General features: G+C 51.1%; 14 protein-coding genes and 1 tRNA gene. 2 read left to right on the top strand and 13 right to left on the bottom strand.

Annotation, left to right across the window (positions count from 1 at the left end; genetic code table 11):
• Positions 1-162: 162 nt before the first annotated feature.
• On the bottom strand, positions 163-372 hold the full coding sequence (locus tag H6B51_RS14055) for a helix-turn-helix domain-containing protein (RefSeq protein ID WP_204884272.1): 210 nt from the start codon (positions 370-372) through the stop codon (positions 163-165).
• A gap of 284 nt (positions 373-656) precedes the next feature.
• On the opposite strand from H6B51_RS14055, the gene H6B51_RS14050 reads away from it, so the two are divergent.
• Positions 657-733, top strand: a tRNA-Arg gene (locus H6B51_RS14050).
• Between the two features lie 186 nt (positions 734-919).
• On the opposite strand, the gene H6B51_RS14045 is transcribed toward H6B51_RS14050, so the two are convergent.
• The 4 genes from H6B51_RS14045 to H6B51_RS14030 all read right to left on the bottom strand — a co-directional run bounded on the left by H6B51_RS14045 (position 920) and on the right by H6B51_RS14030 (position 3,728).
• The gene (locus H6B51_RS14045; protein ID WP_204884271.1) at positions 920-2,314 is read right to left on the bottom strand and encodes a site-specific integrase; all 1,395 of its coding nucleotides are present in this window, start codon (positions 2,312-2,314) and stop codon (positions 920-922) included.
• A 20-nt stretch (positions 2,315-2,334) separates the two neighbouring features.
• Complete coding sequence (locus H6B51_RS14040; RefSeq protein ID WP_003510854.1) at positions 2,335-2,541, bottom strand: helix-turn-helix domain-containing protein; 207 nt, start codon at positions 2,539-2,541, stop codon at positions 2,335-2,337.
• A 526-nt stretch (positions 2,542-3,067) separates the two neighbouring features.
• Positions 3,068-3,310, bottom strand: coding sequence for a helix-turn-helix domain-containing protein (locus H6B51_RS14035; RefSeq protein ID WP_016147909.1), 243 nt, complete (start codon positions 3,308-3,310; stop codon positions 3,068-3,070).
• Positions 3,303-3,728, bottom strand: a complete 426-nt coding sequence (locus tag H6B51_RS14030) for an RNA polymerase sigma factor (protein ID WP_243421324.1) — start codon at positions 3,726-3,728, stop codon at positions 3,303-3,305. Before H6B51_RS14030 ends, H6B51_RS14035 begins: the two co-directional genes overlap by 8 nt.
• Before the next feature lie 496 nt (positions 3,729-4,224).
• Between H6B51_RS14030 and H6B51_RS17840 the strand changes: the two genes are divergently transcribed.
• The gene (locus tag H6B51_RS17840) at positions 4,225-4,506 is read left to right on the top strand and encodes a helix-turn-helix domain-containing protein (protein ID WP_335342172.1); all 282 of its coding nucleotides are present in this window, start codon (positions 4,225-4,227) and stop codon (positions 4,504-4,506) included.
• 118 nt (positions 4,507-4,624) lie between these two features.
• Here the strand turns inward: H6B51_RS17840 and H6B51_RS14020 are convergent, their stop codons facing one another.
• Genes H6B51_RS14020 through H6B51_RS13985 form a run of 8 tightly spaced genes read right to left on the bottom strand, consistent with a single transcriptional unit; the run spans position 4,625 to position 12,655 of the window.
• Positions 4,625-4,996, bottom strand: a complete 372-nt coding sequence (locus tag H6B51_RS14020; protein ID WP_204884269.1) for a metal-dependent transcriptional regulator — start codon at positions 4,994-4,996, stop codon at positions 4,625-4,627.
• A gap of 12 nt (positions 4,997-5,008) precedes the next feature.
• Entirely contained in the window at positions 5,009-6,634 is a 1,626-nt protein-coding gene (locus tag H6B51_RS14015) for an ABC transporter substrate-binding protein (protein WP_204884268.1), read from the bottom strand.
• 3 nt (positions 6,635-6,637) lie between these two features.
• Positions 6,638-7,366 (bottom strand): ATP-binding cassette domain-containing protein, encoded by a 729-nt coding sequence (locus H6B51_RS14010; RefSeq protein ID WP_243421323.1) that lies wholly within the window; start codon positions 7,364-7,366, stop codon positions 6,638-6,640.
• Positions 7,339-8,142 carry an ATP-binding cassette domain-containing protein gene (locus H6B51_RS14005; RefSeq protein WP_138268268.1) on the bottom strand — a complete coding sequence of 268 codons (804 nt, stop codon included), beginning with the start codon at positions 8,140-8,142 and terminating at the stop codon, positions 7,339-7,341. The genes H6B51_RS14010 and H6B51_RS14005 overlap by 28 nt, the downstream gene beginning before the upstream one ends.
• Entirely contained in the window at positions 8,139-8,921 is a 783-nt protein-coding gene (locus tag H6B51_RS14000) for an ABC transporter permease (protein WP_087989221.1), read from the bottom strand. Before H6B51_RS14000 ends, H6B51_RS14005 begins: the two co-directional genes overlap by 4 nt.
• A complete protein-coding gene (locus tag H6B51_RS13995) occupies positions 8,921-9,853 on the bottom strand; it encodes an ABC transporter permease (protein ID WP_204884267.1) in 933 nt (310 codons plus the stop codon). The genes H6B51_RS14000 and H6B51_RS13995 overlap by 1 nt, the downstream gene beginning before the upstream one ends.
• 17 nt (positions 9,854-9,870) lie before the next feature.
• Positions 9,871-11,607 carry an ABC transporter ATP-binding protein gene (locus tag H6B51_RS13990; protein ID WP_204884266.1) on the bottom strand — a complete coding sequence of 579 codons (1,737 nt, stop codon included), beginning with the start codon at positions 11,605-11,607 and terminating at the stop codon, positions 9,871-9,873.
• On the bottom strand, positions 11,600-12,655 hold the full coding sequence (locus tag H6B51_RS13985; RefSeq protein ID WP_335342173.1) for an ABC transporter ATP-binding protein: 1,056 nt from the start codon (positions 12,653-12,655) through the stop codon (positions 11,600-11,602). Before H6B51_RS13985 ends, H6B51_RS13990 begins: the two co-directional genes overlap by 8 nt.
• Positions 12,656-12,825: the final 170 nt, after the last annotated feature.

Here is a 12,825-nt window from a genome sequence, read left to right as displayed (position 1 = left end):
TGCGCCAGCTCATCACTAAGCGCAGACATTGTCATCTGTTTATCCATGTTTTTATTATATCATGTCGGGCTGTATCACGCTTACTTTTCTGTGCGGTGTTGCCTTAGATGTTTTACATAGTAGGAGCGTCAGAAGTTTTAGCTTCTTGACGCTCCTAATAAATTATTCCATTTTGTTGTCCAGCCCCTCCATCTTCAGCCAATCCTCAAAGGACTTCCTGGAGATGCGGATCATATTGCCGATGCGGATCGTCTTGAACAATCCCGAGTTGGCGAGCTTATAGGCCGTAGCGCGGCCAATACCGAGAATAGCTGCGATGTCATTCACGGTGTATGTTCTGCTTTGGGGCGTCCCTTTTTCGTTGGTGCTCATAAAATGATCCTCCCTGCTAATAGCATTTTAAAATGGCCCCTGAAGGCCCTCTGTCACAAGGGGTTCCTGCTAATACCTTGCTAATACGACATTTGAAAAGCCGTTGTAAGGCAGCATATTTCAGGGAAATTTGTGCAAATTAACCTGCCTCCAGGCAGCACAATTTGCGAAGAAACAACACGGGAAGATATGATATGAACAATTTACGAAATGGTACGCCGTACTCCTAAGCGGCAGTTCGTTCGAATCCTGCTGGACCAGAAAATTGAATATTTTTTGTATAAGCCCCCGTAGCTCAGTTGGATAGAGCGGTCGCCTCCTAAGCGACAGGCCACTGGTTCGAACCCAGCCGGGGGTGCCAAAAGCACCGCTGCAAGCCATTTTTTGCTGGTTTGCAGCGTTTTTTGTTTTGCTTCTCCCGGTCTCTTGCTCGTTTGGGACCGGGAGAATTTTATGCGCTGCAATGTATATCCTGCTAAGAAGAAACGAACGATTTCCACGTTCCTGCTAAGAAAAATCCCATCTTTGCTAATTGGAGTTTTCGGACTTACCTGCCGCCTGGTGCCGCCGAGAGCAGCGCAGCCAGGGTATTTGCCAGTTCCGGCGACTGCCGGAGCTGTTCCACCAGGGCCTCCAGGTCAAGCGTCGCCGGTGCCGGTTCCTTCGGCTCCTCTGGGGGACGGACCGCGCGCAGGTTGGGATTTGCGTAGAAGGCGCTCTCAAACTTCTGGGCGTTGATCTTGCGGTCCTCGTCCAGGATATGGGCATACACGCTGGTAATCATGTCGATCTCCGCATGGCCCGTGTCGCCCTGGGTGGCCTTCAGGTCGCCGTGGTTCAGTTTCAGCTTGTAGGTGGTGCTGGAATGACGGAGGGAATGAAAGACCATCCTGGGCAGCCCTGCCTTCTCCCGCAGCTTCTCAAACTCTTTCAGGATGATGCGGTCCTCGCAGGGTCGGCCGTTGGGCAGCGCCACTACCAGGTCATAATCCTGATACTCGTCACCGAGAAAGCCCCGCAGCTCATCCTGGGCTTTCTTCCATTCCCGCAGGATGTAGGCCAGCGTCTTGGGCAGCCACACCTTGCGGATACTGGAATCCGTCTTGGGCTTTTTCAGAATCACCCTGGTGCTGGTGTTGGGAAACAGCGGCGTAAAGATGTGGTAGACATCCTTCTGCCCCAGCATTTCAATGGCCCGCTTGGAGGCCCGCGCCAGCTCCTTGTCGATGAAAACATAGGCGTTGTCATCGGCAATATCGTCATCGGAGATGTGGACATTGTTCCAGGTCAGCCCCAGGATCTCACCCATCCGCAGGGAGCAGGCAAAGGACAGGTTCATCGCTACATAGAGCTTGCTGTCCGTACACTGATCCAGGGCGGTGCGGATCATATCGGCGGTCCAGATGTCCCGCTTCTTATACTCCGTCTTGGGCAGAACCACATTGTCAAAGGGGTTCTTGGCGATCAGCTCCCACCGTACTGCCTGCTTGAAGGCACAGCGCAGGAGTTTGATGATCTTCTCGATGGTGGCGTTAGTGACCAGGTCTGTCTTTGCGTGATGGGTCCTGGTATTCACCGCCGGGGTTTTTTGCAGGGTCTGAATGTACTTGTCCACTACCCGCGGGGTGACATCCTGCACCTTCATATCCCCGATGATGGGGTTGATGTAGTTGGCAATCAGCGAGTTTTGGCTGTCGTACATGGACACGCCCCACTTCTTTTCCCCATAAAGAGAAACAAAGTCCAAAAGAAATTCTGCAATGGTCTGGTTGCTGGGCGGAAGGAAGGTCCCCGTAAACTGCTGGTTTTCCACCTCCGCCTTGCGCTTCAATGCGTCCTGGTAAGAGGTGCGGGTCTCCCATTTCTGCCGGGTCTCACCATTTTCATCCGTATAGTTGTAGACGATGGAATAGTTCTTTTTCCGTTTGATAATCGAAGCCATAACGATACTTCCTTTCTAAGTCATAGGTCAAGTGACTCCAGCCACTCATCGAATGACCGTTTGGAAATGCGTATGGCATTGCCAATTCGTACGATCTTAAAGTGTCCTTCCTTTACGAGAAGATAAGCGGATGTGCGGCCAATACCCAGGATTTGAGTAATGTCCTCCACCGTATAAGTTCTTCGCTCGGGGGACTCCTTCTTCGTACCGTTCCATGCTTGTGACATGGCAGCCCCCTTTCTAATGCAAGAACGGCGCGTTGAAGGAAAGTCATAACTTGCCTATCCTCATTCTAACGCACCATTCCGGGTTTGTCTGCTGCTAATCAAAAAGTTTATGAATTATCCATAAACTCAAAAGCAACAGGATTACTTAAAAAGAAAGAGGCAGAAAACGGATGGCTGCTGGCCGCAGCTCCACGGGAATCTCACCCCGGCCCATGCTGATGGGTGCGCCGCGCAATGCTTTGAGGGCGTTCAACGCGGGAGTCTCATTATCCTGCCTGCGCGTCCTCGCCCACAGGATGCCACACCTGTTTTGCGGCCTGGTGTTCGTCGCTCTCCTGTTTGGTAGGGGTCCCGTCCTGCGGACTTGCAACAGGGTCATGGCGCACCGGCCGACCGGCTCGACGCAGACAGATCGTATCCGTCTGCCTTATACTGCGCCGGAGGCCACCCGCCGGGCTTTCTTTGTCAAGGAGCTATAACGGGACGCCGCGTGGAAAGGGGAAAACACGCAGCGCCCGGCCCTGGATCAGCTCAGGTCAAAATCCAGGATGGAGATAATCAGCTTTGCTTCCAGCCGACCGCGCAGATCTTCGTCCACCTGGGGACGGGGATAGCCGTCAGGGCCATAGCTCGTCCGTGTAGACAGCGCGGCGATGTAGCCGGAATAGTGCCGGACTACCCGGCTCACCGCTTCGGGGTTGCCTCCGACAGCGGCGGCGATCACCGGATAAGGGATCAGCGACGCCCGCGTGCACGCAGATTTAATCATCCGCTTCACCTCCCATCAGCTCCTTCAGCAGCCGATAGGCTTTCTGCCTGCGGGTGTTGACCGTCCGGCGGGCCATGTTCATGTACTCGGCAATCTCGCGGTCTGCCATGTCCAGGAACCAGTACATCAGGAAGATGTCCCGGTTATCCTGGGGCAGGGCGTTCAGCGCCTCGGCCAGCCGGTCATCCTCGATCAGAATCACGGCCCCTCCCACAGGGAAGGTCGTGTATTCCCACGAGTAGCGGTCATAAACCGCAAGCTGGGCCATTGCATCCTCCGGCAGCTCGCTGAGTGAGACCTCACGCCGGCTCCGTTTCCGAAGCTGCGTGTAAGCGTTCATTGCTTCATTCTTGATGGATCTCTTGCAGTAGCTGTCAAAGGCGTGCTGCTTATGCTCGTAGTGGCGGTCAGGTTTCAAGTTCTCACCTCCCTTCGTGCCGGGAGGCAGTTCTTTTCTTCCCCTTTCGCTCACTACTCGTTCAGCGGAGGGCCGTTTTGGCTTCGCTGCGGGGGGATTATGTGTAAATTTCTTGCCGCTCATAGATAAGCTCCTTTCGTTTCGTTCAGGCCAGTGGGTCGGAACGAAACGGGGCGGGGAGCGGCATCCCACACCCAGGCGCCGGCGCTCAAAAGAGCGGGAAACAATATGGGTGAGCCCTGATATATAAAAAGCGAGCCACAGCTCACTTCCATGAGCGTGGCTCGCTACTTCGTTATTTGAATATTTTTCGAGATGGCGGGGAGGGCTGGCACATAAGTGACGAACCCCGCCTTATTTTAACCCCCTTGTCCCTGCTGTTCTCATCCATATCTCCCTTTACCCCAAAATATGAGTTATAACTCACTCTATATGAGTTTTATGGTTATTTATATGAGCGGAAGTACACCCTACAATGATGTAGAGGTGATGTGTAGTGAACAATCCGCTGGATCTATTTGCATGGAAGGTGCGGTCAGAACGGAAGCGGCAGCATCTGACGCAAAAACAGTTAGCTGAACGTCTCGGTATGAACCCCCGCACGATCATAGATTTGGAGACCTGCCAGAGTAATCCGAAATTTGAAACGGTGGTCCTTGTCGCCAAAGAATTGAATATCAGCGTGGACGCCGCCATTTTCCCGGAAATGGTAAATCAGACAGTCTCGAAAACAGTCGTGGACCGACTTCTTTGCCGGGAAAAGCGAAGCAGAGATTGAAAAATATATTGCGCTCTGCAAGCAGGCGGAAGCCTTCCAGAAAGACGAGTAACGCGGTCGGGTTCGATGTGCCCGGCCGCGTTACTGTTTTACCCGTTTGCTATGCGGGCAGATCATTTCATTCTTTTCTTGTTTTATAGGCATCGCGCAGACGCTCGAAGGACTCCTGGCTGATGACATGCTCCATCCGGCAGGCATCCCTTTCCGCCGTTTCCGGGTCTACGCCGGCCTCGATCAGCCGGTCGGTAAAGAAGCGGTGCTTTTCGTAGATCTGCTCCGCCACTTCCCGGCCCACATCGGTCAGGTGCAGGAAATAGTCGCTGTCCATCGTGAGAAATCCCCCGTCCCGCAGGGTTGCCACCGCATGGCACACGCTGGGCTTTGACACCTCCATGTGCCGGGCAACATCCACGGAGCGTACCATGCCCGTTTTCTTATAGAGGACAAGGATAGCCTCCAGATAATCTTCTCCCGACGCATGGAGCTTCATTTTACACCTTCCTTATTCAGCGGGTTCCAGAGAAAGAATGTCGAAGAAGTAGGGGGTTCCGGTAAAGGTATAGCCGGAAATCTTGTCTGTGTTATAGACAATCATATCCTTCTGGTAGGTCAGAGGAATATCCAGCGCCGTTCCAATATCGAAGTTAAACAGGTAGGTATAGGTATCCCGGACCTCCTGCTCATCCACCATGTTCGTCAGATTCTTAATAGTAGCAAGGAATTCATTGGAGCCCTCAATGCCGGGCAGGGAGGGGGTCTGCGGCACCATACTGTCCATGGGGGTAAACCAGCAGTGGGGCGAAGCAAAAGCAAACTGACTGTGCCACAGGGTCAGATCGAACTTACCTTCCAGATAATCAGCGTACCACTGCATCTGCTCGGTGCCGTAGATGGTCACATCAATCCCCACCTCCGCGAGCTGGCTCTTGATGACCTCGGCGGTAGGCATACTGGTTGCACTATAATCAGATTCCAAAGTCAGCAGCAGATTCAGCGGCTTACCGTCCTTCTCACGGATTCCGGTGCTCTCATTCATGACCCAACCGGCCTCATCCAGAAGCTGATTCGCCTTATCGGGGTTATAGTCGTAGGTGGTTTCCAGTTCTACATCAGCATAGGGCGTATCACGAGTAACAATCATATCTGCCGCAGGCTCATAACCATTAGAAGTAGCCTGGGACAATTCCTCTTTATCGATGACGTAAGCCACAGCCTGCCGTACTCGGAGATCAGACATATAGGGACGGGTGGCATTGGTAGTGATAATCTGCACACGGGTGTCCTTATCCGCCATCTGGCCCGCAATACCGTCCATGGCAAGGGCCTGGTCGTATTCCTCACAACTCAGCAGACTGGCACCGTAGATCATGTCGATCTCGCCGGTCTGGAGCGCCTGCAGGCGGGAGGTGGAGTCAGGAATGTACTTGACGATGATCTCGTCCCAATAGGGCTTTTCGCCCCAGTAGTCCTCGTTGCGGACAAAGCGGGTGTACTCGCCGGCCACATACTCATCATAGATATAGGGACCCGTGCCAGCCACACCGGAAATGGTTTGGAAGTCACCCGGAATAATGAACTCCGGCGCGCTCATGGGGCACACATCCGACCAGCAAAAATCTTGCAGATAGGCATAAAAAGGGTGGTCATAGTGGAATGTGATGGTGTAGTCATCGACGATCTCCATTTCCGTAATATCGGTGATGCCCTTCAGCGTGTAGAAAGATGGATTGGACTGCTTATGTTCCAAGTTAGTCTTGACCGCCTCGGCGTTAAACGGCTCTCCATTGTGGAAGGTAACTCCCTGCCGCAGATGGAAAGTAAGTTCTGTCTGGTCATCATTATATTCCCAGCTCTCTGCCAGACCGGGGACAATTTCTCCGTTGTCGAAGTTCACCAGATTCTCATACACCAACTTGGATGTGCAGCACAGGGAGTTGTTCATGTAGAGGGTGGAGAGGTCTGTGGTTTCTGCTCCAATAGCGTAGGTCAGCACTTTCTTTTCAGAGTCTGCCGTAGTTGATCCATCGCCGCCAGACTCCGCAGGTGTCTGATTACTGCTGCAAGCAGCAAGGAGCATGGCGAAACAACAAATGGCCGCAATGAGACGAGCAAGTTTTGATTTTTTCATGGTTTACTTCCTTTCTTGTGAATTTATGTCAATATTAGATTGACCGATATTAACGATTTGCCCGCTTTCCAGCTCATAAATGCGCTGGGACAGGCGATAGGCGAATTTCATATCGTGGGTGATAAGGAAATAACTGCACCGGTATTCCCGATGGTATGCCTCCAGAACCTCCCGAATCGCCTTTTGAGAGATCAGATCAAGTCCGCTGGTTAACTCATCCAAAATAAGATAGTCAGGCCGCACAGCCAGCGCCCGCAGCAGTGCAACACGCCGCTGCTCACCACCGGATAGGTTTTTGGTTGGCGTATCCAATAGTTTTCTGCTGGTGGCCGTCAGATCCATCAGTTCTAAAATTCTCTTTTTACGCTCCTCGGAAGATAACTTGGTCAAATTGCGTAATGCTTCCTCCAAGTTATGCCCTATGGAGAGCCTGCGGTTCAGGCTGCCAGTGGCATCCTGGAAAACGGCCTGTATCTTTGTGCGATGGCTACGCCACTGTCCATAACTCCATTTGGCAATGTTCTCGCCATCCAGCAAAATCTCGCCACTGGTGGGGCGTTCCAAACCGATTAAGAGGCGGGCCATTGTGCTTTTTCCACTACCGCTTTCCCCGGTAAAACTGATATTTTCCCCTTTTACCCATGTAAATGAAATGTCTCTTATCGCATGAAAGGGCTTGCCAGAGGCGTCCAGAAAGTCTTTGCTCACATTTCGGACTTCGATTTCTTCCATGTCCAGCCACCTCCTTCCTCAACCATAGCCAGACGCACGAACTCTTTTGTCCACTCCTTATGAGGGGTGGCAAACAAATCTGCCGTTGTGCCACGCTCCACAATGATTCCGCTCTGCATCACAAGCAGCTCATCACAGAGAGTGCGAATAGCTGCATCATCATGGGACACAAACAGAATTGCTGCCTTTTGTTTCATTTGCGTCAACTCTTGGTTCAGATACGCCTTGTTTTCTTCATCCAAAGCGGAGGTCGGCTCATCTGCAAAGATGTACCGAGGGGAAAGGCCAATTAAAATCGCCATAGTTGCCCGCTGAAGCATACCTCCGGATAGCTGGCCGGGATAGGAACGATAAACCCGATTCGTATCCAGAAGATTGACCTTTTGCAAAACATCCATACTAAGTTTGCGGGCAGCATTTTTGTCTAATCGAAGCCGTTTCCGAAATGTCTCTGACATCTGTGTCCCAACTGGCACATGGAGATTGAAAGCAGTCATCGGGTTTTGCGGAATAAATCCCAAAGTTGTCCCGCAGAGATCCCGCCGCACTTTTTCTGGCTTTTTTAGCAGGTCTTCTCCATCCAGCAATATTTGTCCAGAGTTAATGGATACATCCCCATCTGATACCCCCATCAGCGCCTTTAAGAGGGTGGTTTTGCCGGAGCCGCTGGCACCGGTCAATCCAGTACAGACACCGGGGGTCAAAGTAAACTCCACATGATCCAGCAGAACGACTCCTTTTGATGTTTGAACAGACAGGTTTTTGACTTCTATCATGCCGCGTCACCTCCCTCCAACTGTTTTGCCAACAAATTAAAGGCCAAGGTACACAGGAAAATAAATAGTATCGGCAGGAAAAGCAACGATGGATGGGTCATCAGCATACTGCGCCCCTCGGAGAGCATCGAACCCCAGTCAATCACATCATCGCCCAAGGTTAGCCCGATAAAGGAAAATGCCGAGATATTCATAATCATTTCCGCGCAGGACAGGCAGAGGAAATGTACCAAGGGCCGGATAATGTTCGGCAAGATATGGACAAATAGCACCCTGCTACGAGAGGCCCCGGAGGATACCGCACACAATACATAAGCCTTATCCAGTTCAATCTCTGTCTGTGTTTTGACCAGTTTAATCATCCTCAAAATTAGAGAAACTGTCAGCGCCACCAGCATAGTAGGGATGCTGTTTCCCCATATCCCGACAAAAATGATAAGGTAAGCTAAAGGTGGGATTGCCGTTACAGCGTCCAGCAAGCTACTGAACACCAAACTTCTGGCGGCATTTGCTCTGCCCAGCCATAATCCGATTAGCGTACCAAGAACAAGCACAATGCCTCCACCCAGCAGTACAATACCGAGGGTCACATATCCGCCATACAAAAGCCGGGATAATTCACAGCGCCCAAACTGATCGGTCCCCAAAGGGAACTCGGCACTGAATGGCGCATACTTGTTGGCAATATCCATCGCCTCCGGGTCATGTGGTGCGATAAGAAATCCGAGGAAACAAAAAATAATGATGAGGACCGGGATGATCCATTTCAAATGTTTCATTACAGGTCCCCCTTTCGTGTCTGGAGCAGGCGTTGGATAATGTCTGCCAGAATGTTGAAAATCACCAGTGCAAAAGCAAGGAACAGTACCGTTGCGTAAATCACGGGAAGATCACGATTTGTCAGGCTGTTTACAATCCGATACCCCAATCCTGGCAGAGAAAAGATGTTTTCCACTATGGCGGACCCTGCCATACACATTCCCATCATCTGCATAAATGTCGGAACCGTAGAGATGATAGCCTGGGGCATAGCGTACCGCACTACAATATAAGGATCGCCTAATCCCCTGCAACGGGCGTAGAGAACACTGTCCTCGCTCATGGCCTGCTGAATTGCTTTTGAAAGCATTTGCCCGAAAAAGGCGATCCCGCCCACCGCCAAACAGAGTGCCGCTGGAAGGTATCTCATTAAACCTGTATTGCCGGATACACTAATCAGGTTCCATCTCACGGCCACCACATCAATAAATGAAGTTGCCAAATAAAACGCTGGGATGGATATTGCTGCGATGGACGCAAATTCCAAGATTTTCCCCATCACATTCTTTCGCGTCAGGTAGAGAAGAACCCCTAATACCAGTGCCCCGACTGCCTGAAGAACCGCAGATAGCAGAACAATGCAGCCTGTTTCCTTTAAGGCCGATCCAACGATAAGGAAAACATCCCGATTATCCACATACGAATTTCCCAAGTCAAAATGAATCAGGTCGTTCAGCCAGTCCAGATACTGTACGACAATCGGGCGATTCAATCCCATCTGCTCACGCACTGCTTCAATACGCGTCTCATCGACCGTGAATATACGGCGCGAATAGGCTTCGGCGGCATCAATGGGCGAAAGTTGCATCAGGATAAAAGTGATCGCCGTTACCAGAAATAAGGTTAAAAAAAGTTGTAAAATTTTTTGGAGTAGAAATCTTTTTGTACTCACACCTCCGCCTCCCTGCACTATGCGTTGATTTTCCAGTCAATCGCAGCTTTACGATTCAAAATGAAATCAGCGTAAATGCCCTTTTGCTGGATGAGTTGGTCGTGGGTGCCGTGTTGAACAATTCTTCCGTGATCCACCACTAAAATCTGGTTTGCATGGCGCACCGTTTTCAGTCGATGGGCGATCATAATAATGGTCTTGCCTCCGGTTAATGCTTCAATGGCCGCTTGAAGTTCCGCCTCATTCTCCGGATCAACATTTGCGGTTGCCTCGTCCAAAATTACGATGGGAGCATCCTTCAGCATGGCTCTGGCTATGGAAAGCCGCTGACGCTCACCGCCGGATATTGTGGCTCCTCCTTCACCAATCATCGTGTCATAGCCGTCAGGCAGCGCCATAATGAAATCATGGCACCGGGCCGCCTTTGCTGCGGCCACCACCTCTTCATGAGTGGCGTCCGGCTTGCCGAATTTGATGTTGTTCTCAATGCTGTCATTAAACAGGTACACGCGCTGAAAGACCATGCTGAAATTGCGCATCAAACTATCCAGCGCATAGTCCTTCACATCAATGCCGCCCAATTTCACGGAGCCTTTGTTCACATCCCAGAAACGGGCCACAAGGCTGGTAAGCGTTGTTTTGCCGGAACCGGAGGGTCCCACAATAGCGGTAGTCGTGCCTTCTGGAATTGTGAAGCTCACATTATCAATGATTTTCCGATTTCCATAGGAGAAGTCCACATGGTCAAATGAAATGTCATGGCTTTTCGGCACCTGAACAGAGCCGCCCTCATCCATCCTGGGTGCCCGGTCAATTTCCTCTACCCGGTCAATGGAAGCATCAATCATCGGCAGCATAAAGAACATCTCACCAGCCGATTCCAATTCGCTATATACCAGGAACGCAGATACCACCATCATCAAACAGGTGAACAGCGACATAATTCCTTGCAGGAAAAGCCAGATGGAAAGCAGGATTGCCAATACAGAAGTAACGCGCAAAACAACCTGCTCCAGCACATTGTAGGGGATGCGTTTGCGCTCCAATTTGAAGTTTTGATTTTCTGTTTCTTTGATGGTATTGTTTAGAATTTGTTTTGCCGCTTTATCCCCGTGGAAAGCACGCACCACACTCATGCCCTGTATGTATTCCAGCACAGCATCCACCAATTTAGTCTGTGCAGTCAATCGCCCTGGGGAAAGCTCACGGGATTTCTTAAGCAGTCGGGAATTGACCCAAAGGAACAGCAGCATCCCAACAAAGAACACCAGACCGATTCTCCAGTCGAAGCACATGGTCGCCAGAGAAAAGATCGTAGTCCGGATCATACCCACAACTGTCCGGGCGATCACTGCAAAAGACATACTCTCCAAATCGGACATTGTAGAGGTGGCTGCCGCAGTAAGACTGCCAAGGCTCTGTGCGTTGAAATAACCCATCGGCATATATTTCATGCGTTCACCGATGTGAATACGCTTTTCTCCGCACATTCGGTAGTTGGCATGTCCTTCGCTATTGTGAGCCAGATACCAGCAGAACGCGGCACCAGCCACACTAACCGCCATAATTCCCAAAGCCATCCATGCGGTGGCCCCGGTCATGTTCTGTCCTACCAACGCCCGCAACACTATCAATAGAGCGACAAATTGTAAAGCCTCAAAGATGCTCCGCAGCAGTTCAAAGGCCATACCTTTATACCAAGTACCTTTCTCCGCCCCGGAGAACCGAAAGAACCGTTTATATGCGTCAAACATACGCCGCACCTCCTTCCATCTGATCGTTGTCCCGCGCCTGCGTGTGAGCTGCCCACATTTGCTGATAGAGCGGACACCGTTCCAACAGTGCTCCATGTGTCCCGGCATCCAAAATCTTTCCGTGATCTACCACAGCAATTTGTTCCGCTCCGGTAATGGTGGACAGGCGATGGGCAATCACAATGAGTGTCTTTCCGTGAGTCAGCCGCCCTATGGCATCCTGAAGGACCGCCTCGTTTTCCGGGTCCGTGTAAGAAGTTGCCTCGTCCAAGATAACAATGGGTGCATTTTTCATCATGGCGCGTGCAATAGCTACTCGTTGCCGTTCGCCGCCGGAAAGATGTCCGCCAGCACCTCCCACAATCGTGTCATAGCCATGTTCCAGTCCCATGATAAACTCATGACAGTTCGCAGCCTTTGCCACCGCTTCGACTTCGGTATCCGTTGCATCCGGCCTTCCCATGCGGATATTCTCGCGGACGGACAAGTTGAACAGAAAATTATCCTGGGATACATAGCCAATCAGATCCATTACCTGCTCTGGAGGAAGTCCTTTTGCGTCAACACCTCCAATGGTGATATGCCCGCCTCCAACATCCCAATAAGAGGCGATAAGTTTCGCAATCGTGGATTTACCAGAGCCGGACGGTCCTACCAATGCCGTTGTGGTTCCTTGCTTGATGTCCAGGGTGATGCCGTTCAGAACTTGCGTATCCTTATAAGCAAAAGTCACATCCCGCAGGGAAATATCCAATCCTTTGAGATTTTTCCGCTGGGACGGACGATCCAGATCAGGCTCGGACAATACGGCAGTAATTTCTCCGGTGATAGTAGCAATTTTAGAAAAATCATCCGTCAGAAAGATAGCTGCAACCAGTGGCCCCATAATGCCAAGAGAAAGAATGGCAATGGTGATAAAGTCCGGAGCAGACAAAGAGCTGTTCATATAGAACAGGCATCCCACAGGCAGCACACCAATCAATACGGCCGGCCAAATCGTCATCATCAGAGCAGAATAGCCCTGGGTGGATTTCATCCAGTCCAGCATGAGATCCACGCTCTGACGGACAGCCTGTGTAAACTTTCCATAGGAGGCAGCACTTTGATTGAACGTAAGCGCTCAATAACCACCCGTATACAGTCAAAACCCGGTAGGACTTGCAATCCTACCGGGTTCGTTTATTTGCAATCAGAGGTCTCCAAATATTTACGGCGTTT

The sequence above is a fragment of the Pseudoflavonifractor phocaeensis genome, from assembly GCF_016901955.1.
In the GTDB taxonomy this organism is placed as follows: Bacteria; Bacillota; Clostridia; order Oscillospirales; family Oscillospiraceae; genus Flavonifractor; species Flavonifractor phocaeensis_A.
This window is presented reverse-complemented; position numbering and strand designations above follow the sequence as displayed.

Bases quoted from the DNA above. Each gene is read 5' to 3' on its own strand.
- H6B51_RS14035 (WP_016147909.1), bottom strand. From the start codon at position 3,310: ATGATTAAATCTGCGTGCACGCGGGCGTCGCTGATCCCTTATCCGGTG.
- H6B51_RS14040 (WP_003510854.1), bottom strand. From the start codon at position 2,541: ATGTCACAAGCATGGAACGGTACGAAGAAGGAGTCCCCCGAGCGAAGA.
- H6B51_RS14020 (WP_204884269.1), bottom strand. From the start codon at position 4,996: ATGAAGCTCCATGCGTCGGGAGAAGATTATCTGGAGGCTATCCTTGTC.
- H6B51_RS14015 (WP_204884268.1), bottom strand. From the start codon at position 6,634: ATGAAAAAATCAAAACTTGCTCGTCTCATTGCGGCCATTTGTTGTTTC.
- H6B51_RS14010 (WP_243421323.1), bottom strand. From the start codon at position 7,366: ATGGAAGAAATCGAAGTCCGAAATGTGAGCAAAGACTTTCTGGACGCC.
- H6B51_RS14055 (WP_204884272.1), bottom strand. From the start codon at position 372: ATGAGCACCAACGAAAAAGGGACGCCCCAAAGCAGAACATACACCGTG.
- H6B51_RS14000 (WP_087989221.1), bottom strand. From the start codon at position 8,921: ATGAAACATTTGAAATGGATCATCCCGGTCCTCATCATTATTTTTTGT.
- H6B51_RS14045 (WP_204884271.1), bottom strand. From the start codon at position 2,314: ATGGCTTCGATTATCAAACGGAAAAAGAACTATTCCATCGTCTACAAC.
- H6B51_RS14005 (WP_138268268.1), bottom strand. From the start codon at position 8,142: ATGATAGAAGTCAAAAACCTGTCTGTTCAAACATCAAAAGGAGTCGTT.
- H6B51_RS13985 (WP_335342173.1), bottom strand. From the start codon at position 12,655: ATGCTGGACTGGATGAAATCCACCCAGGGCTATTCTGCTCTGATGATG.
- H6B51_RS13990 (WP_204884266.1), bottom strand. From the start codon at position 11,607: ATGTTTGACGCATATAAACGGTTCTTTCGGTTCTCCGGGGCGGAGAAA.